The following is a 17,519-nucleotide window of genomic DNA, read 5'->3' on the forward strand; positions in this document are numbered from 1 at the left end:
GCACGGTGTCCAGCACGGGTGCGAGAAGTGCCGCAGTAGTTGCACTATGGGCCAGGTGGCTGTGGGCCTTGCTTTCCACAGTACGAGAGGCCCGACCGATCCGCCATGCCTTTCAGTCGCGGACCACAGCGTAAACGGCCTCGGAAGTCCACTCGCCCTTGAGATACATGTTGTCGCGCAGCACCCCCTCGCGGTGCATGCCGAGCCTTTCGCAAATGGCGGCCGACGCGGAGTTGCGGGCGTCCATCCTGGCCTCCACCCGATGGAATCCCAGCGTGTCGATGGCCATGTCCATGACGGCCCTGGCCGCCTCGGTGGCAAAACCCTGCCCCTGGGCCCCGGGCGCAAGAGTCCAACCGATCTCACCCACCCGTTCGGGGGCCGCGCCTGGCTCATCCGATTTGCTGCCAGGGTCCCATTTCAGGGCCAGTTCACCCACCAGCCCCGGCGCCGAGGCACGCTCCACGGCAAAGGTGGCCCAATCGCCAGGCCCGTCAAACGGGTTGTCCACATACATGGCAATCCGCGCCATGCACTGCGAATAGGTCCGCGCCTGGCCATATAAGTACCTGGCCGTCTCCGGCAGGCGCTGGTAGGCGTAATAGGCGTCGAGGTCCTCCACCTGGAACCGCCGCAGGACAAGGCGCTCCGTTGTCAGGGGATACGGAATATCAACCATGGAACGACCCTACATCCACACGCGTCCCGTGTGAGCGGGCGAATGCCGACTCTTGCCCACCACGCACGACGTCGGACGGCCCGGCTCAGCGCGCGACACGTACCCGCCCGCGCAGGAAGGGAAGCCACGGTGCAACGTACTCAAGCGGCTCCGATTCCCCGGGCACCACGGTGAACGTCACCTCGCCGAATTTCCACAGCCGGTTGAAAAGGAAAACCGTGACCCGTGCGGTGTCCGCGCCCGGCACCTTCCAGCTGCGGGTGCCCCATTGGGTCGGCTGGGCCAGGTCGTCGACGACGACTGTCGGCTTGGGAAACCAGCCAAGCCACGGTTTGCGCAGGGTCAGTTGAAAGTGGCGGTGTGCTGCTGAAGGGTCGGTCACGCTCGTCATCCTACCGGTGGTTGTGCCTGCCTGCCCTGGCGGCGCCGTCCCGGGTGCGCAAGGCCGGGTGCGCACGTCCCGGGTGCGCACGGACGGGCCGCCTGTAGGCCAGCACGGCTGCCGGGCTGGTCATTGCCCGCCAGCCTGATCGTTTAGTCTGCACTAATGACAAATGTGCAAGAAGAAGTGGGAAATGCGGCCGCCGGCTGGTGGCAGGCGCTGCTGAACGGCTTTACCCGCACCGACGCGCCCACCATCCCCCCGGCAGTTCTGCTCGCCATCGTCGCGGCTGCGGTTGCCCTGAGCATTCCGCGCCGGACCTGGCGCTGGTTCGGGCTTTATGTGACGTTTGTGCACGAACTTGGTCATGCCTTTGCGGCCCTCATGACGGGGCGTTTTGTGCACAGCCTGAAGATCGGTCTTGACCACTCGGGCCAGCTGGTCAGCAGCGGGCGGCGCGGCTTCAGCGCCACCTGGTCTGGCTTTTGGGGTTACCCGGCGCCCGCAGTGGTGGGCGTTGCACTTGTCTGCTCTGTCTCGGCAGGCTGGGCCGGGGCGGCCGCAGCCATTGGTGCGCTGGTGCTCCTTGTGGCGCTGCTGTTCCTGCGCAACTTCACAGGCATTGTGGTCGCCCTGCTGAGCGCCGCCGTGGCCCAGTCCCTTGTCATGTTTGCCAGCGCCGAGACCGTCAGCTGGGCCATGCTGGCGTTGGGCATCGCCTTGGGCGTCGGCTCGGTGCGCGACTTTTTCAAGGTCGCGGCCGTCCACACCGGCCGCCGCAACCAGCTGGCCAGCTCCGACGCCTACATCCTTGCCCAGTCGACCGGGGCGCCGTCGTTCATCTGGCTCACCGGGTTTGCCGTGGTCATTGCAGCCTCGGCGGCACTCTCGGGCTGGCTGCTGTGGGGGCTGTTGGGGCTCTAGCCCGGCCGGCCGCCGTCATGCCGCAAGCACCCGGTAGTGCAGATGCACGACGCCGTTGCCAAAGTTCCGCTGGTCCAGCAGTTCCAGCGGGGTCCGGAACCCGTCCGGCAGTGCCTGCTTTCCGCCGCCAACAACAATGGGCGAGACGAAGAGGTGGATCTCATCGACGAGCCCGGCCTTGAAGGCAGCCGCTGCCAACTCCGGGCCGCCCACCGATATGTTTTCCTGCGCTTCCGCCTTCATGGCCCGCACGGCGTCCGGGTCAAAGGTGCGTTCAATGCGCGTCTTGGCCGTGTCCACGTCCGCAAGGCTCCGGGAGTACACCACTTTTTGGCTCTGATGCCAGATGGCGGCATAGTCGCGCGCCACATGGGTCTGGGCCGGATCTGCGTACATCGGCTCCCAGTACTTCATGGTTTCGTACATCCGGCGGCCGTACAGGTAGGTGCCAATGTCCCTTTCAAGGTTGTTGACGTAGCTGTGGACCTCGTCGTCGGGCATGGCCCAGTTGAAGCTGCCGTCTCTGTCTTCTATGCAGCCGTCCAATGATGTGATTGCTGCGTAAATAAGCTTGGCCATGGTGCCTGCCTCTCGGGGATCTGCGGACCAGTCAGTCCCAGTATTCACTCCCCCGCTGCCGGGCTGAAGGCTATTTGCCCATTTTTTTCAGCAGCCACTTCACAGCCTGGTCCGACTGGCTCCCGAAGGGCTCCTCGTTGACAACGTAGGTCCAGGTCGATGACGCCCGGCGGATGCCTGCCGCCTCAAGATCAACGCCTCCGTCGATGATGTCCAAACCGTCAAAAATCTCCAGTGCGCCGTCGTTGACCCTGTCGAAGAAGCCGTCGAAGGCCCTGATGGTTTCACGCCTGTACTCATCTAGGGGGTTCTGCCGGCCAAGGGCCCGCAGGTGGATCGCGGCCCGCTGCTCCGAGAGCAGAGCCAGGTGGTCGCTCCACTGGGCGTCAAGCTCAAAGAGCAGGACCGCCTTACAGACTCGGGCCAGCTCCTCCACCCCCAGGGCGTCGCGAAGGTCGGCCAACCGCGCAAGGTTCGTGCCGGCGTCGTCCCCGAGGTTTTCAAAAATCTGCAGGGCGGCGCCCGCGTCCTGGAGCACCTTGCCCCGCTCGGACAGCACCACCTGGCGCTGGTAGGCGATGAGTTCGTTGTATTTCCACGAGTTTTGCTGGGTGGTGAAGCGTTCCTGTTCGGCCAGGCGCTGCGCCCTGTCCAGCAGCCTGGACACGTCAGCCCGGGTGACACGTCCGGCGTCGTCGGTCTCCTGGGCGACTGAATCGCGCAGCTCCAGGCCGTGGGATTCCTGCCCGTTGGCTGCAGGGTCCTCCATGCTGGAGAAGATGACACTGGCGCCGGGGTCGCCCTGCCGCCCGGCGCGCCCACGCAACTGCGCGTCAAGGCGCGGCGAATAGAAGCGGCCTACGATGATGACAAGCAGCCCACCCAAGCCCGCAACCTCGCTGTGTGCGCCGAGGCTGGCCCGGGAGCCTTCCCCGGACGTGCCGCCCAGGAGAATGTCAGTACCACGCCCTGCCATCTGCGTTGACACCGTGACGTTTCCCTTGTGCCCGGCCTCGGCAATGATCTGCGCCTCCAGGCTGTCGTTGCGGGCGTTTAGGACCTGGCACTCGATGCCGTTTTCGGCCAGCAGTTCGGCGAAGCGTTCCGAGGTGGCGACGTCGTGGGTACCGATGAGGACAGGCTGCCCGGTGGCGTGGGCCGCTGCCGCCTCCTCCACGACGGCGGCATCGCGCTGGGCACCCGTGGCATAGATCTGCTCGGGGCGGTCCTGGCGGATGCACGGCTTGTGGGATGGAATCCGGCCGGCGTCAAGGGTGTAGTTGGTGCGCAGGTACTCCGCGACGGCAACGGCCGTGCCGCTCATGCCCGTGACGCTGACGAAGCCCTTGATGAGGTCCCGCACCAGGAGCTGGTCAAGGACCTCGCCCTGCTCGGTCCTGTTCAGCCCTTCCTTTGTCTCAACGGCGGCCTGCAGCCCGTCGGGCCAGCGCTGGAGGTGTGCCACGCGCCCGCGCGAATCGGAAACAATCTCGGCCTTGCCGTCACGCACAATGTAGTCAACGTCGCGCTGCAGCAGCACCTGCGCGTGCAGGGCAACGTTGATGGAGGAAAACAGTGGCGTGCCTGCCGCCGAGTAAAGCTCGACGTCGGGCCACCTCTTCTCAACGAGATGCAGGCCCGTGTCGGTCAGGGAGACGTTGCGCTTGTCGGCCTCAACCGTGTAGTCGGTGCCGGGGCGCAGCGTCCTGACAAAACCGGCAACGTCCACACCCTGCAATTCGCTGCGCGCCCGCCCGGCCAGGACCAGGGGAACGGTGGCCTCGTCAACCAGCACGGAATCAATTTCATCGATGATGCAGGCGTCGAAGGGCTGCAAAACGACCTGGCCCGGTTCGGTGCAGGTCCTGTCCCGCAGCACGTCGAAACCCAGCTCGTTGACCGAGACGTATACGACGCCGCAGGTGTAGGCCTCCTGGCGCTCCTTGGCCGTGGAGTGCGTGGTGATGGCGTCGGCGTCCACGCCCAGGGCCTTGAAGTACGGCTTCATCCAGGCCGCATCCCTCCCGGCGAGGTAGTCGTTGACAGTCAGCACGTGGACCCGCCGGCCGGCCAGCGCATGCGCACCTGCAACGAGGGCCCCCACCAGTGTTTTTCCCTCGCCGGTGTCCATCTCGACCACGGTGCCGCGCAGCATGTTAGCCGCGGCAATAAGCTGCGTGTCAAAGGGCGTCATGTCCAAGGCTTCCGCCGCAACCACGCAGGCACACACCAGGTAGTCCTCAAGTTCCGCGTGCGTCCAGGTTGGCGGTGTGGAACGGAACTGGCTGAGCAGCGTTTCCACGGAGGCGCCGTCTGCTCCTTCGGCACGGTGCACGGCCCGCCGGACAACTCCGTCAACGCTTTCGGTGTCCACGACCCCCGGAGCGTTGAAGAGCCAGTTTTTGAACTTCCTGGACAGGTGCAAGGATCCTCGAGTCTATTGGCACGGTACGTGCGGGTGGTCTTTACAACGTACCCGTGCCCTCAAGCAGAGCACAACAAACCACGGCGGCGGCAAGCCATCGAGCCGCCTTGTCGGGGATCAGCCGGCAGCCCCCTGGAGAGAAGTTTGCATCCGGCCATCAACTGCGAATGGCACAATCCTTCATCGTGAGGCATCAGCAGGGCCTGACATTGCCGGCGGGAGCTTCCTTTGGTTGCCGCACCCGCGTCATATAAAGGGCCCTTGCTGTGAATTTGCCGCCAATAGGCGAATTCTGGAGCCATTCCATGACTTCGAATGCTAAATTGTGATGCATAACACTGGCGACTGGGGGCGGCGCCGCATTTCATTGGTTCCCCGAAAGGTCTCTGCGCGTGATCACAAGATTGATGAACCTCGTTGCCCTGCTTTGGCGCGAGGCCTTGAAGTTTGGCGCCGTGGGCGGCCTGGGCTGGATTATCGACAACGGCATCTACACCATCCTCTGGCATGGTCCCATGTCCGAAGGCACCATCAAGGCCCGCGTGGTCTCAACCATCATTGCCACGCTGTTTGCGTGGTTCGCCAACCGCTACTGGACCTTCCGTCACCGCAAGTCCGAGCGCGTCTGGAAGGAATTCGCGCTGTTTCTTCTCATGAACGGGTTTGGCCTAGGCATGGTGCTGGCCTGCCAGGTCATTTCACGCTACGTCCTGGGACTGACATCCTTCACCGCGGACTTCATCGCCGGCGGAGTGGTCGGCCTGGTCCTGGCCACCATCTTCCGCTTCCTTGCCTACAGGTACTTTGTCTTCAACGAGGAACTGGCCGGGGAGGTAATCACTGTTTCCCCTGCAATGCGCACGGCAACGGCCGCCGGCTCGCCTGCAGCAATGGCACACACACTGAGCGCCCCCGAGCTGGTCTCCGCAGGTCCAACGAGATAAGTTCCTGAATCAGCGGCTCCGCACCATAATTTCCTCGATCTCGGCTTCGCTGACTCCGTTGCCCAGCAGGAATCCCCGCACGTCCATGCCGCCCACAAATTCCTCGACAGCCCGGCCACGCCCCTGCACCACCTCCGCCAGCTCACCTGGGTTGAGGTGGCGCTCATAGGGGTGCTTCACCGGCGCCACCAAATGCCATTCATTAATGCCGCGTGCCGCCAGCTCGTCCTCCGCCGCCGCCCGCCCGGCCTGCCCCACAAGCGCGAGCAGCAGCGTGGCAATCAGCCCGGTCCTGTCCCGCCCGGCCGAGCAATGGATCACCACGGCACCCTGCGCCGCCGCCAACTCCTTAAAAACCCGCGCCACCTGCAGCGGAAACAGCCGGACGATGTCCGCATACAGCCCCGGATGGTTCATGTAGGGGTGGAACAATTCCCGGTACATCGGGTCGTCGGGGTCCTCCGTTGGTGAGTGCACGAGGTCGAACCTGGCCATCGCGGCCCCGCCCACCACCGGGTCGCTTGGCCTGCGCTTGCGCTCCCCCGGGTTGCGCAGGTCGATGACTGTGCGAACGCCGTCGTCATACAGCTGCTCCCAACCACGCTCGGTGAGCCACTCACTGCGGCCCATCCTGTAGATGTCCCCCGCAAGCAGGCGGGCGTTGACGGCACCCTCCCAGGACGGCACTGTCATCGTGTCCTGGCCAGCCGGTAGTCGAGCCCGTTGCGGACCTGCGGCCATTCCGCAGCCACGATGGAGAACACCACGGTGTCCCGCAGCGAGCCGTCTGCCATGCGGCGGTGTGCTCGGAGCACACCGTCCTGCTTGGCGCCGAGCCGGGCGATTGCCTCTCGCGACTGCATGTTCATCCAGTGCGTGTGAAATTCAACGGCCGCACAGCCGAGTGTCTCGAAGGCATGCGCCAGCAGGAGCCGCTTGCTGTCGGGATTGGTTCCACTGCCCTGCGCACCGGCAGCGTTCCACGTGGCGCCAATGGCCAGCCGGGGAACGTTCAAGTCGATGGCGTAGTAGCTGGTCAGCCCGATGATTCGTCCTGGCTCCCCCGTCGCGGCGTCATTGAGGCGTGTCGTGAAGGACAGCTCAGTCCCGGCTTCCTGGGCGGCCAGTCGGCTCCGGATCTCCGCCGCCATTGCCTCGGGCCGGGGAACCGTGGTGTACCACAGGTCCCACAACTCGCCGTCGGACGCTGCTGCGACAAGGCCGTCGTGATGGGCCATGCTCAACGGTTCCAGGGTGACGTACTTGCCGCGCAGGGTCACAGGTGCAATTGCTGTCATGCGAAAACACTATCCGATGAAAAAGTTTGACTGTTCTGCGTTGAGCTCACGGCGGGTTTGGCGCACAACACTGTTCTGCGCCAACCCCGACCACGGGATCAACGCAGAACGGAACGCGGCAGCCTATGGGAAGCAGTCCAAGGATTGCATCGGCTGACACGCGCTGCACCCCGCGCATACCTCCCGGCTAAGATCGTTAGCGTGAGCGCATCTAATTTTCCCGAGCAGGTATCCGACATCTTCGACCCCACCCGCTGGCGCGTGGTTGACGGCTTCGATTTCGACGACATGACCTACCACCGCCAGGTGGAGCGGGACTCGGCTGGCACGATCGTCAGGGACCTACCCACCGTCCGCATCGCCTTCAACCGCCCGGAGGTCCGCAACGCCTTCCGTCCAGGCACGGTCGATGAGCTGTACCGGGCCATGGACCACGCCCGCATGACCCCCGACGTCGCAACGGTTCTCCTCACTGGCAACGGCCCCTCCGCCAAGGACGGCGGCCACTCGTTCTGCTCCGGCGGGGACCAGCGCATCCGCGGCCGCGACGGCTACAGGTACGCGGAGGGTGAGACGAAGGAAACCATCGACCCCGCCCGCGCCGGACGCCTGCACATCCTCGAGGTCCAGCGGCTCATGCGCACCATGCCCAAGGTTGTCATCGCCGTCGTCAACGGCTGGGCGGCAGGCGGGGGCCACTCCCTCCACGTCGTCTCCGACCTGACCATCGCCTCCCGCCAGCACGGCAAGTTCAAGCAGACCGACGCCACCGTGGGTTCCTTCGACGCCGGCTACGGCTCCGCGCTGCTGGCCCGCCAGATCGGCCAGAAGAAGGCGCGTGAGATCTTCTTCCTGGCACGGGAATACTCCGCCGAGGACATGGTTGCCATGGGCGCCGTCAACGAGGCCGTTGACCACAAGGACCTGGAAAACGTGGCCTTGGCATATGCCGCCGACATTGCCCGCCAGTCACCGCAGGCCATCCGGATGCTCAAGTTCGCCTTCAACCTGGCCGACGACGGGCTGGCCGGCCAGCAGGTCTTCGCCGGCGAAGCAACGCGCCTGGCCTACATGACGGACGAGGCCGTGGAGGGCAAGGAAGCGTTCCTAGAAAAACGCGACCCCGACTGGTCCTCCTTCCCGTATTACTTCTAACCCCCATATAGGTGCACATGAACATCGAACCCCTGCTCAAGGCACTCTCCGAAGCCCTCTCCGGCGAGGGCCCCGCGGTCCAAATCGCCCCCGATGGCAGCTTCAGCCTCATCCCGCAAACCGAGCTGGGCCTGCCAGCCGGCAGCGACACCGAGATTGCCGCCGTCGTGCTTACATCGGGGAGCACCGGCACACCCAAGCGCACGCTGCTGAGCGTGGATGCGCTGGCGGCGTCGAGCGTCGGCACGGCACTGGCGTTGCGCGGCGAGGGCCAGTGGCTGCTGGCCCTGCCCACGAATTACGTGGCCGGGCTGCAGGTCCTGGTGCGCAGCCTGTTCGCCGGAACCCGCCCGTGGGCCATTGACCTGAGCGGAGGATTCACCCCCGAGGCGTTCACCGAGGCTGCCCTTGAGCTCACCGACAAAATGCGTTTCACCTCGCTCGTGCCCACCCAGCTCACGCGCCTGCTGACCAACCCGAGCGCCGAAACGCTGACAGTCCTGCGCCGCTTCAACGCGATCCTGCTCGGCGGCGGCCCCGTGAACCCCGTGCTGCTTGAGGCCGCACGCGGCGCCGGGCTGAACGTCGTCACCACTTATGGCATGAGCGAAACGTGCGGCGGTGCCGTGTACGACGGCGTCCCCCTGGACGGCGTGCAGCTTGCCATCCGCGACGGCCGGGTCCTGCTCGGCGGGCCTGTCGTTGCCTCCGGCTATCTCGGCGATGCCGAGCTGAGTGCCGCGTCCTTCTTTGAGGAAGAGCACGACGGCGAGCTGGTGCGTTGGTATGAGAGCGGGGACCAGGGCGAGCTGGACAGTGAGGGACGCCTTCGCGTGCTGGGCAGGGTTGACGATGTCATCATCACGGGAGGACTGAAGGTTTCAGCCGTCGCCGTCGCCGACGGGCTGCACCGTGTGCCAGGCGTCCGCGAGGCTTTTGTTGTGCCCGTTTCATCGGATGAGTGGGGGCAGCAGGTGGCTGCCATGGTGGTTGCCTCCTGCAGCCTGCCCGAGCTGCTTGCCGGTGCGGCGGCCATCATGGAAGCTCACCTTGTCCCCAAGACTGTGGTGTTCGTCTCCGAACTTCCGCTGCTGGCCACCGGAAAGCCCGACAGGACGGCAATTTTGGCGACGCTGTCCGCGGCAGCTAACGCCGCATAATGCCGGTATCGCGGCACAATTAACTTAGTGGGCCTGATGCAGGCCCGCTGACAGTCATTTCATTTGAATATAAGGAGCGACGCTGTGGCCACTGTGGGTCAATGGATTTCGGGCGCCCGGTTGAGGACCCTCCCCATGGCGGTGGCCCCCGTGATCATCGGTACCGCCGCCGCCTTCGACATGGGTGCACTGCACTGGGGCCGGGCCGTCTTGGCTGCGGTGGTGGCCCTGCTGCTCCAGATTGGCGTCAACTACGCCAACGACTACTCCGACGGAATCCGTGGAACGGATGAAGTGCGGGTGGGGCCGCTGCGCCTGGTGGGCAGCGGTGTCGTGAAGCCCTCGCATGTGAAAATGGCCGCCTTTGCGGCCCTCGGCCTGGCCATGGTGGCCGGCCTGGCGCTCGTCATTGTGTCCCAGGCCTGGTGGCTGCTGCTTGTCGGCGCCGGCGCGGTGCTTGCTGCGTGGGGTTACACCGGCGGCAAGAACCCGTATGGCTACATGGGCCTTGGCGACGTTTTTGTGTTTTTCTTCTTTGGCCCTGTGGCAACCCTGGGCACCACCTTCACCCAGGCAGGATCGGTGAACGCGGCGGCCGTGTTGGGTTCAATCTCAACGGGACTGATCGCCGTCGCACTTTTGATGGCCAACAATGTTCGCGACATTCCCACTGACACCGAGGTGGGCAAGCGGACGCTTGCCGTGCGGCTTGGCGACAGGAATGCTCGGCTCAGCTACGTGGTGATGCTGGCGCTGTCGTTGGCGCTGATGCTGTTCATTGCGCCGGGGAAACCGTGGATCCTGCTGGTGTTGCTGCTGATCCCGTTCATGCTGATGCCGAGCTGGATCATGCTGACGGGGAAGAAGGCCAAGAACCTGATCCCCGTCTTGCAGCAGACGGGGCTGCTCAACCTTGGATTCAGTGTGCTGTTTGCCGTGGCAATGGTGCTGACGGCGCTCTAGCCGCTCACTGCGCCGGGTCCAGCGTTCCCGGGCTAGGCGTTTTCGGTCGGCTTGCGGTCGGCGTCAACCCAGATGTTCGGGTTTTCGTCGATGAGTGCGTCCTCGGCGTCGGCATCTGCAATGGCGGCGGCCGACTGGGTCGTGGTGGCGTTCGGGGCAAAGCGGTCGGCAACAACGGCCGTCGCGCCATCGCGCTGCTTGCGCAGGAACAGGAAGCTGACGACGAAGGCGCACAGGGCCGCAATCAGGCCCGCCGTGAGCGGCGAAAAGCCCAGCGCCTTGTAGGCGATGAGAAAGAACGCCAGAAACAGCACGGCACGAACCAGGGAGTATTTGAAGAAAGCCACGGCCCAAGTTTAGCCGCTCAAGCTGTGTATCCGCAGGGCGCCCCGGGACAGTCCCGGATTTGTCCGTCAACGCTAGAATGGAGTATGCGCTATATCATTCCCGTGACCTTGGGTGTCGTCGCTTTTGTCTACGGACTCATCGACTGCCTCCGCAGTGAACCCAGTGACGTCCGGAGCATCCCCAAGGCTGCCTGGGTGGTAGTCATTGTCCTGCTGAATGTGATCGGCGTGGCCCTCTGGTTCCTGTTTGGCCGACCGCAGTACGCCGCTGCCGGCTCTGCCCCCGCGCAAAGGTCAGGCGGCCAGGCTTCCGGCCAACGCCAGCAATCCTCCGGCCGTGGCCGATCCGTAGCACCCGATGACGACGCCGAATTCCTGCGCAACCTGAGCGTGAACCGGGCCCAGAAGCTCGAAGCCGAGCGGCTCCGCAAGCTCAAGGCGGATCTTGATGCCCGCGAGGCAAAGCTCCGCGACGACAAGCTCCGCGAGGAGCACCCGAACGACGAAACCAAAAAGTAGCACCACTTCCACTTTTATTCCGAGCCCGTGCGCCACTCTTCCTTGACGGCCGCCGCGTGCCCGGCGGCAGGCACAAGGGGCCCCTCGGCGGAGTCCTCGATGTAGCGTTTCGGATTGATTAGCACCGCTCCTACCAGCATCACCAGCAGGCACACACCCAGCATGGCAAAGGAGAGGCTCCAGGAGCCGGTTGCGTCGTGGATGCTGCCGAAGAACAGCGGCGCAATGCCCGCCCCCGCATAGCCGATGCCCTGACTGAATCCCGACAGGACCGCGGATCCGTGGGTTGTCCGCGAGCGCAGGTTAACCATGAGCAGTGCCGTGGCAAACGTGCCCTGCCCCAGTCCGGCGAACGTCACCCACAGCCACGTACCGTCAAGCGGCGACAGGTACAGGCCAAGGTGCCCGGCGAGCCAGAAGCAGGCAAATACGCCAATGGCCACAATGGGGTTCTTCAGGCGCGGGACCCACAAAGGCACCAACAGGCTGACTGGCAGGCCAAGGATGGCAAAGTAGGCCAGCGCGGATCCTGCCGTCGCGGGGTCCACGCCCTGACCGGAGAGGTACGGCGGCAGCCAGGTGAAGTAGACGTAGGTTTGGGCCGAGTTTCCGGCCAGGAAGATCGCCAGTCCCCAGGCAACAGGCGAGCGCCACGGCCGCAGCCTTGCCACAGGTTCCTGGCTGCCAAGGCCCCGGCCACCTTGGTGGGCTTCCTGCCCGGCCAGGGTCCCGGCGTCGTGCTTCTCGCGGCGGTCACGCAGGAACTGGGTGATCCACGGGAGCAGCACCAGCAGGCTCAGCGACGCCCACATTCCGATCGAGACGCGCCAGCTGCTGGCCCCCGCGACGGGGACGGCAAGCTGCGGGCTGATGGCAGTGCCCACCGACAGCAGCGTCACATACCCCGCCGTCACGATGCCCACGCGGTCCGGGAAGTACTTCTTAACAAGCGGGGGCAGCACCACATTGCCGATGCCATACCCGGCCATGATGACGGCGGTCAGGGCCAGGAATGGCCACACCTGGTCTGTTGCAGCCCGCCCCAGCTGCCCCGCCACGGCAAGCACGACGGCGGCAACCAGCGCCTTTTCGAGGCCGAACCGGCGGATCAGCATGGGGGTCAGGAGGCCGAAGATGGCGAACATCAGGGGAGGAAGCATGGCGAGCAGGCCCGTGGACCCGGCGTCGAACCCCAGCTCGCCGCGGAGTTCGCCCAGCAGCGGAGGCACCACCGAGACGGCCGGGCGCAGGCTCAGCGCCATGATCATGATGCCCAGTAGTGCGCCAATCCGGCCGGTCCAGGGTCGCTTCACAAGAAAATTCGTCACCGCTCCACCCTAGCCAATGGCTCGGTGGGTGCCATACAGCGTCCGGCCGGGCCGCGCTGTCGAAACGGACATCCGCTGTTGATATTTCAGCAGCGGATGTCCGTTTCGACGTCATCGTCGCAGCCAGATCCGGCCCAGCACGTCACATCCCAAATTTTCTGCATGATCGTGCAGAAAATCGACACCCAAGGCTTAGGATGGTGCCAACGGGCGCGGGTTCACACCAGCGCCACCGCAGCAGCAGGAAGGGCAGCTCATATGGAGGTCGCCGACTTGGGTGCTGCCCTGCGGGCCCGGCGGAAGGCCCTGAATTTGACCCAAAGCGAAACTGCGGACCTGGCCGACATTTCAACCCGTGTCCTGAGCGACCTGGAGAACGGCCGGGAAACCGTTCGTCTGGACATCCTGACGGCCGTGGCGTCGTCACTGGGCATGACCCTGAGCCTGCACGTGGTCGGATCATGAAGAACCTTGAGTACGCCAAGTCCACCACCCAGGCAGTGATTTACAAGAAGGGCCGGGCCGCGGCAACCCTGACCCGCAGCCCCAGCCTTGGCGTGGTCTTTTCCTACCTGCCCGGCTACCTCAGCGCCGGCGGCCCGGCCATTGCCTCCACCCTGCCCGCCCTGGACATGCCCGTCATCCTTGGCCACGGCAGCGTGCCCGCGTTTTTTGCCGGTCTGCTGCCCGAGGGCGAGCGCCTGGCCAAGCTCCGGTGGGCGGTGAAAACAACCATTACTGATGAATTTTCGCTCCTTCTGGCTGCGGGCGAAAATCCCGTGGGTGACGTCCAGATCGTCGCCGCCGGCGCCAAGCCGCAGACCATCCCCGCCCTGCTGACTGTCTCCAAAACCATGGATGACATCAACTTTGCCGATTTTGCCTCCGTCCCCGGCCCCGTGGACCTCTCCTCGATTGCCGGCATGCAGGACAAGGTCACAGCCTCCTACCGCCATGACAAGGACCCCAGCCGCGCCTACATCCTGAAGTTCAACGACGGCAGCCACGCCCGCCAGGTCGAGACGGAATTCCTGTTGCTGAACAAGGCACGGGCGCTGTCCATCCCCGTTGCGGATGCCCGGTTGGTGCACGACGGCGCGGGTGCGGCAGCGCTGCTTGTCTCCCGTTTTGACCGGTCCCCGGCCGGGACGGTGGCGGTTGAGGATTGCGCGCAGCTGATGGGCCTGGTGCCCGGCCGCAAATACTCGGTGGCCAGCGAGGCCGTCGCCGCCGCCGCGGTGAACATGTGCGCCTCCAAGGCCCTTGCCGCAAGGAACATTTTTCTGCAGTTCCTCTTTGCCTGGCTGACGGGCAACGGAAACCTGCACGCCAAGAACATTTCGGTCCTCCAGCAGCCCAATGGTGAATGGCTGGTGGCCCCCGCCTACGACCTCCAGTGCACGCTGGCCGCCGAGATTGAACAGGGGTTCGCGGCGGGCGTCCCGGGCGGCATCCTCACCGACCTCACCGACGGCGACCCGTCCCGTGACCCCGGCATGGCCCTGCCCGTCGGCGGCAGCGCGGGGTCCCGAACGGGGCTGAACCGAAACGACTGGCTGCGCTTTGGCCGGGCCCTGCACATCCCCGAACGGCTCGTGGGCAAGTGCATTGACAGGGCGCTGGCCGCCTCCACCCTGACCACGGCGGAACTGCCGTTCGAGCGGGACGTGAGCGCCGCCGTCGTGCGTGTTCTGGGGATCCGGCGCGCGGCAATCGCACGCTAGGGTGCGTGCCAAATACTTTTACTGACGAATTGACGCTAAACTGTCTCCATGCCAAGAATAGCCGCCCCCACAAACGCGGCGCAGCGGGAGCAGACGCAGCGCAAGATTCTCGACGCCTTTGGTGAACTGCTTTTTACCCACGGTTTGCCCGGCCTGACCATGACCGACGTCGCCCGTACCGCCGGCGTGGGCAGAACTGCCGTTTACAACTACTTCGCCGACCTTGAACAGCTCCTTGTCGCCTACGCGCTGGATGAAACCGGCAAATTCGTCGTTGATCTGAAGCTGCGGCTCGGGGGGATGGCCAATCCCGTTGACCGCCTTGCCGTGTATGTGCGGGCGCAACTGGAAGACCTCACGCGCCGGCACCTGCCGCCGGGACCTGCCATGCGCTCTGTGCTCTCGAGCGAGTCGTTCTCGAAGCTGGGTGTCCATGTTGGCGAGCTCAATGCGCTGCTCGTGGACATCCTGCGCGCCGGCATGGCCCAGCATTACCTGCCCGAGGCCGACGTCGAGGACCTGGTGCAGCTCATCCACGGGTCGCTGACCGCCAGCGCCTCACGCCGCAAGCCCGACGCCGTCGGCGAGGACCACATTGCCGCGGCAGTGAAGTTCATCCAGGCAGGCGTTGGCGCATCCTTCGACGAGCACGGCCGTCCACTCACGCAGGGCTGATTCCCCAGGAGTGATTGCGCAGGACTGATTCTGCGGGGCGGGTTACGGCAGGCCCCTACTTGGCAAGAACTGCCCGTTTGCCGCCAGCCGGCACGCTTAGGGCGGGTTCGCTGGGTTTCGGGTTCAAGCGCGGGCACGAGAGCACTCCCGGTTTTGTGTCGACCTTGGGCGCCTCAACCAGCCCTTTGAAGGTGCTTGTCAGGATGACGTCCACCGTGGCGTCGGTCCGCTCATCCTCAACGTACTCGGTGCCTGGGAAGTTGCGCTGCATGTTCAAGGCTGCGGCATGGCCCTTGAGGCCTGAAACAACCACTGCCGGCGCGTGGTATTTTGAGGCCTCATTGTCCACGGTCCCAATCAGGAAACCGCGCTTCTTCAGCTCTGCAGCCACCTGCCCGGCCTCGCCCTCCGAGCTTCCCCCGTTGAACACGTTGACTGTGACAGTATTGTTCGGCACATAGTCCAGGGTTTCAGGCGGGCAGACGACGGCGGCGGGGGCGGTCTTCCACGAGCCGATTTTTAGCTCAAGCTCACCGCGTTGCACCATGCCCGCAAGCACGACGCCGGCCACGACCAACGCCAGCAGCAGCACCAACACCACCCCGTGGGTGATGCGGCGGCGCACAGTGACGGGGAGGATCTCAGGGGTTTCCGGCTCAGGGAACGCGTCGGCCAGGGTCTTTGCGTCGACGATGTGGTGTCCGCGCAGGGACGTGCCGTCCTTGGATCTCTTGCGTTGCTGGCGCAGGTCGTAGGCGGCGTCCTTGGCCTTCCTGCGCGCCGCCCGTTCGGCCGCGCGCGACTGCCTGGCAGTCAACGGCGCGCTGGGGCAGGGCGGGGTGGCGCCAACGGGCGGGGTGGCTCCAACCACTTCGGTGGGATGGGCGCCGTCGTTCTTTTCAGCGGTGTCGCCCGAAGGCTGGCCGTTCGACGGCCTAGTCATCTATCACCAGGACCCGGGCGTGCAAGATGGTGCGCTGGTGCAATGCCGTCCGGACGGCGCGGTGCAGGCCGTCCTCGAGGTACAGGGTGTCCCGCCACTGCACCACATGCGGAAACAGGTCGCCGAAAAACGTTGAATCTTCAGCAAGGAGCGCCTCGAGGTCAAGGTTGGCCTTGGTGGTGACCAGGTCAGCAAGCCTGACCTGGCGCGGCGCGACGCCAGCCCAGTCCTTGGGCGTCACGTAACCATGGTCCGGGTAGGGACGATTATTGCCAACAGCTTTGAAGATCACCCCTTCAGACTAGGGACAACATCCCCCTAAAGGAACTTTTGCGGCTTCATGACACAGGCTATGTTGCCAAATGGTTATGCAAAGTGGCCCTTCCGCCGCCGGTACTGGGAGCATGGGTGCATGACTCTCATCCAGCCGCCGCTCGCCCTGCTCCTCGATGTCGACGGGCCGCTCGCCAGCCCCGTGACCCGCCGTGTCTCCCCAGGCATCATCGACAGCCTGATCGAACTCGTCCGGAAGGGCATTCCCGTCGTGTTCAACACCGGCCGTTCCGACGCCTTCATCACCGAACAGCTCATGGCGCCGATGCTTGAGGCCGGCCTGCCCGAGGGATCCGTGGTCCATGCCATCTGCGAGAAGGGTGCGGTCTGGTTCAGTTTCACCCCCGAGGGCGCGGGCCCCATCCACGTCGACAAGTCCCTGGCCATGTCCACCGCGTTCTGCGATGACATCCGCGATCTCGTCGCCCGTTCCTACGCCGGGCACATGTTCTTCGACGAGACCAAGCGGGCCATGGTCTCGGTTGAGCAGCACGTCGATGTTGAGAGCAGCGTTTACCTCGCCGAACAGCCAAAGTTCGACGCCGATGCGCTGGCCCTGCTGGCAGCCCACAAGCTCGGTGGCACCCGGCTCGATCACCGGGCTCCCGATGCGTCGGGGACGGTTGACTACCGGGTTGACCCGTCGATCATCTCCACCGACATTGAGTCGGTGCAGCTGGGCAAAGACCTCGGCGCCAGCCGTGCTGTTGAACTTCTCGCCGCGCAGGGCATCGTGCCCCGGGCCTGGCGCACCGTGGGTGATTCCCGCACCGACTACGCCATGGCCGACTGGCTGCACCACAGGGACCATCCGGTCAAGCACGTCGATGTCCGCCCGGCCGACGGCGTTCCGGCCAAGCCGTACCCCGTCCTGACGGCGGCAGACCTCGATCTGGGCGACGAGGTTGTCAACGACTTCGCCGGGGCTGCCTTCCTGCAGCACTGGCTTGACGGGCTGGCCCGGTAACCTGGGTGCCCGGCTCGCGCCCGCCGAACTGGTTGCACGGGACGCCAACGGCACTCAGCCACTGCGCGCGGTACGTCTCGTGGAGGGTCTCGAGGGCTTCGTACTGGGGGTGAAGCCGCATTTTGAGGCCACATTGACCAGGCGGACTGCCTTGGCGGCCAGTTAACGTTGAAA

The 17,519-nt window shown here is 64.9% G+C and carries 22 protein-coding genes; 10 read left to right on the forward strand and 12 right to left on the reverse strand.

Features of this window, described 5'->3' with window-relative positions:
• Nucleotides 1-112 precede the first annotated feature (112 nt).
• From AAGW05_RS06625 to AAGW05_RS06635, 3 genes are all read right to left on the reverse strand, one after another.
• On the reverse strand, nt 113-679 hold the full coding sequence (locus AAGW05_RS06625; protein ID WP_411803700.1) for a GNAT family N-acetyltransferase: 567 nt from the start codon (nt 677-679) through the stop codon (nt 113-115).
• Nucleotides 680-764: 85 nt separating this feature from the next.
• Nucleotides 765-1,061: a hypothetical protein gene (locus AAGW05_RS06630; RefSeq protein WP_411803701.1), complete on the reverse strand. Its 297-nt coding sequence runs from the start codon at nt 1,059-1,061 to the stop codon at nt 765-767.
• Nucleotides 1,062-1,071: 10 nt separating this feature from the next.
• Complete coding sequence (locus AAGW05_RS06635; protein ID WP_411803702.1) at nt 1,072-1,194, reverse strand: hypothetical protein; 123 nt, start codon at nt 1,192-1,194, stop codon at nt 1,072-1,074.
• Between the two features lie 32 nt (nt 1,195-1,226).
• Between AAGW05_RS06635 and AAGW05_RS06640 the strand changes: the two genes are divergently transcribed.
• Complete coding sequence (locus AAGW05_RS06640) at nt 1,227-1,985, forward strand: M50 family metallopeptidase (RefSeq protein ID WP_411803703.1); 759 nt, start codon at nt 1,227-1,229, stop codon at nt 1,983-1,985.
• 15 nt (nt 1,986-2,000) lie between these two features.
• Here the strand turns inward: AAGW05_RS06640 and AAGW05_RS06645 are convergent, their stop codons facing one another.
• Together AAGW05_RS06645 and secA2 are read right to left on the reverse strand one after the other, a co-directional pair.
• A complete protein-coding gene (locus AAGW05_RS06645) occupies nt 2,001-2,564 on the reverse strand; it encodes a dihydrofolate reductase family protein (RefSeq protein WP_411803704.1) in 564 nt (187 codons plus the stop codon).
• Nucleotides 2,565-2,634: 70 nt separating this feature from the next.
• Nucleotides 2,635-4,989 carry an accessory Sec system translocase SecA2 gene (gene secA2, locus AAGW05_RS06650; protein ID WP_411803705.1) on the reverse strand — a complete coding sequence of 785 codons (2,355 nt, stop codon included), beginning with the start codon at nt 4,987-4,989 and terminating at the stop codon, nt 2,635-2,637.
• Between the two features lie 392 nt (nt 4,990-5,381).
• Between secA2 and AAGW05_RS06655 the strand changes: the two genes are divergently transcribed.
• The gene (locus AAGW05_RS06655; protein WP_411803706.1) at nt 5,382-5,933 is read left to right on the forward strand and encodes a GtrA family protein; all 552 of its coding nucleotides are present in this window, start codon (nt 5,382-5,384) and stop codon (nt 5,931-5,933) included.
• A 9-nt stretch (nt 5,934-5,942) separates the two neighbouring features.
• Here AAGW05_RS06655 and AAGW05_RS06660 read toward each other — a convergent pair whose 3' ends face one another.
• A complete protein-coding gene (locus AAGW05_RS06660) occupies nt 5,943-6,626 on the reverse strand; it encodes a tyrosine-protein phosphatase (protein WP_411803707.1) in 684 nt (227 codons plus the stop codon).
• Complete coding sequence (locus tag AAGW05_RS06665; RefSeq protein WP_411803708.1) at nt 6,623-7,231, reverse strand: GNAT family N-acetyltransferase; 609 nt, start codon at nt 7,229-7,231, stop codon at nt 6,623-6,625. The genes AAGW05_RS06660 and AAGW05_RS06665 overlap by 4 nt, the downstream gene beginning before the upstream one ends.
• 201 nt (nt 7,232-7,432) lie before the next feature.
• Between AAGW05_RS06665 and AAGW05_RS06670 the strand changes: the two genes are divergently transcribed.
• The 3 genes from AAGW05_RS06670 to AAGW05_RS06680 all read left to right on the forward strand — a co-directional run bounded on the left by AAGW05_RS06670 (nt 7,433) and on the right by AAGW05_RS06680 (nt 10,509).
• On the forward strand, nt 7,433-8,386 hold the full coding sequence (locus AAGW05_RS06670) for a 1,4-dihydroxy-2-naphthoyl-CoA synthase (protein ID WP_411803709.1): 954 nt from the start codon (nt 7,433-7,435) through the stop codon (nt 8,384-8,386).
• A gap of 17 nt (nt 8,387-8,403) precedes the next feature.
• Nucleotides 8,404-9,546, forward strand: coding sequence for an AMP-binding protein (locus AAGW05_RS06675; RefSeq protein WP_411803710.1), 1,143 nt, complete (start codon nt 8,404-8,406; stop codon nt 9,544-9,546).
• Nucleotides 9,547-9,630: 84 nt separating this feature from the next.
• On the forward strand, nt 9,631-10,509 hold the full coding sequence (locus AAGW05_RS06680) for a 1,4-dihydroxy-2-naphthoate polyprenyltransferase (RefSeq protein ID WP_411803711.1): 879 nt from the start codon (nt 9,631-9,633) through the stop codon (nt 10,507-10,509).
• Between the two features lie 32 nt (nt 10,510-10,541).
• Here the strand turns inward: AAGW05_RS06680 and AAGW05_RS06685 are convergent, their stop codons facing one another.
• Complete coding sequence (locus AAGW05_RS06685; RefSeq protein WP_411803712.1) at nt 10,542-10,856, reverse strand: DUF4229 domain-containing protein; 315 nt, start codon at nt 10,854-10,856, stop codon at nt 10,542-10,544.
• 84 nt (nt 10,857-10,940) lie between these two features.
• On the opposite strand from AAGW05_RS06685, the gene AAGW05_RS06690 reads away from it, so the two are divergent.
• A complete protein-coding gene (locus tag AAGW05_RS06690; protein WP_411803713.1) occupies nt 10,941-11,375 on the forward strand; it encodes a PLDc N-terminal domain-containing protein in 435 nt (144 codons plus the stop codon).
• Nucleotides 11,376-11,389: 14 nt separating this feature from the next.
• Here the strand turns inward: AAGW05_RS06690 and AAGW05_RS06695 are convergent, their stop codons facing one another.
• Complete coding sequence (locus AAGW05_RS06695; protein WP_411803714.1) at nt 11,390-12,703, reverse strand: CynX/NimT family MFS transporter; 1,314 nt, start codon at nt 12,701-12,703, stop codon at nt 11,390-11,392.
• 258 nt (nt 12,704-12,961) lie between these two features.
• On the opposite strand from AAGW05_RS06695, the gene AAGW05_RS06700 reads away from it, so the two are divergent.
• From AAGW05_RS06700 to AAGW05_RS06710, 3 genes are read left to right on the forward strand one after another with little or no spacing between them, the layout of a single operon-like run.
• Nucleotides 12,962-13,168 (forward strand): helix-turn-helix domain-containing protein, encoded by a 207-nt coding sequence (locus tag AAGW05_RS06700; protein WP_411803715.1) that lies wholly within the window; start codon nt 12,962-12,964, stop codon nt 13,166-13,168.
• Complete coding sequence (locus AAGW05_RS06705; RefSeq protein ID WP_411803716.1) at nt 13,165-14,427, forward strand: type II toxin-antitoxin system HipA family toxin; 1,263 nt, start codon at nt 13,165-13,167, stop codon at nt 14,425-14,427. Before AAGW05_RS06700 ends, AAGW05_RS06705 begins: the two co-directional genes overlap by 4 nt.
• A 48-nt stretch (nt 14,428-14,475) precedes the next feature.
• A complete protein-coding gene (locus tag AAGW05_RS06710; RefSeq protein WP_411803717.1) occupies nt 14,476-15,102 on the forward strand; it encodes a TetR/AcrR family transcriptional regulator in 627 nt (208 codons plus the stop codon).
• Nucleotides 15,103-15,157: 55 nt separating this feature from the next.
• Here the strand turns inward: AAGW05_RS06710 and AAGW05_RS06715 are convergent, their stop codons facing one another.
• Both AAGW05_RS06715 and AAGW05_RS06720 read right to left on the reverse strand, forming a co-directional pair.
• Entirely contained in the window at nt 15,158-16,045 is an 888-nt protein-coding gene (locus tag AAGW05_RS06715; RefSeq protein ID WP_411803718.1) for a LytR C-terminal domain-containing protein, read from the reverse strand.
• Nucleotides 16,038-16,337 carry a type II toxin-antitoxin system VapB family antitoxin gene (locus tag AAGW05_RS06720; RefSeq protein WP_411803719.1) on the reverse strand — a complete coding sequence of 100 codons (300 nt, stop codon included), beginning with the start codon at nt 16,335-16,337 and terminating at the stop codon, nt 16,038-16,040. Before AAGW05_RS06720 ends, AAGW05_RS06715 begins: the two co-directional genes overlap by 8 nt.
• A 120-nt stretch (nt 16,338-16,457) precedes the next feature.
• Between AAGW05_RS06720 and AAGW05_RS06725 the strand changes: the two genes are divergently transcribed.
• Entirely contained in the window at nt 16,458-17,345 is an 888-nt protein-coding gene (locus AAGW05_RS06725; RefSeq protein WP_411803720.1) for a hypothetical protein, read from the forward strand.
• Here the strand turns inward: AAGW05_RS06725 and AAGW05_RS06730 are convergent.
• A complete protein-coding gene (locus AAGW05_RS06730) occupies nt 17,287-17,466 on the reverse strand; it encodes a hypothetical protein (RefSeq protein WP_411803721.1) in 180 nt (59 codons plus the stop codon). The two genes, AAGW05_RS06725 and AAGW05_RS06730, sit on opposite strands and share 59 nt — an antisense overlap.
• Between the last annotated feature and the right edge of the window lie 53 nt (nt 17,467-17,519).

This window comes from Arthrobacter sp. LAPM80, from assembly GCF_046736435.1.
Taxonomy (GTDB): domain Bacteria; phylum Actinomycetota; class Actinomycetes; order Actinomycetales; family Micrococcaceae; genus Specibacter.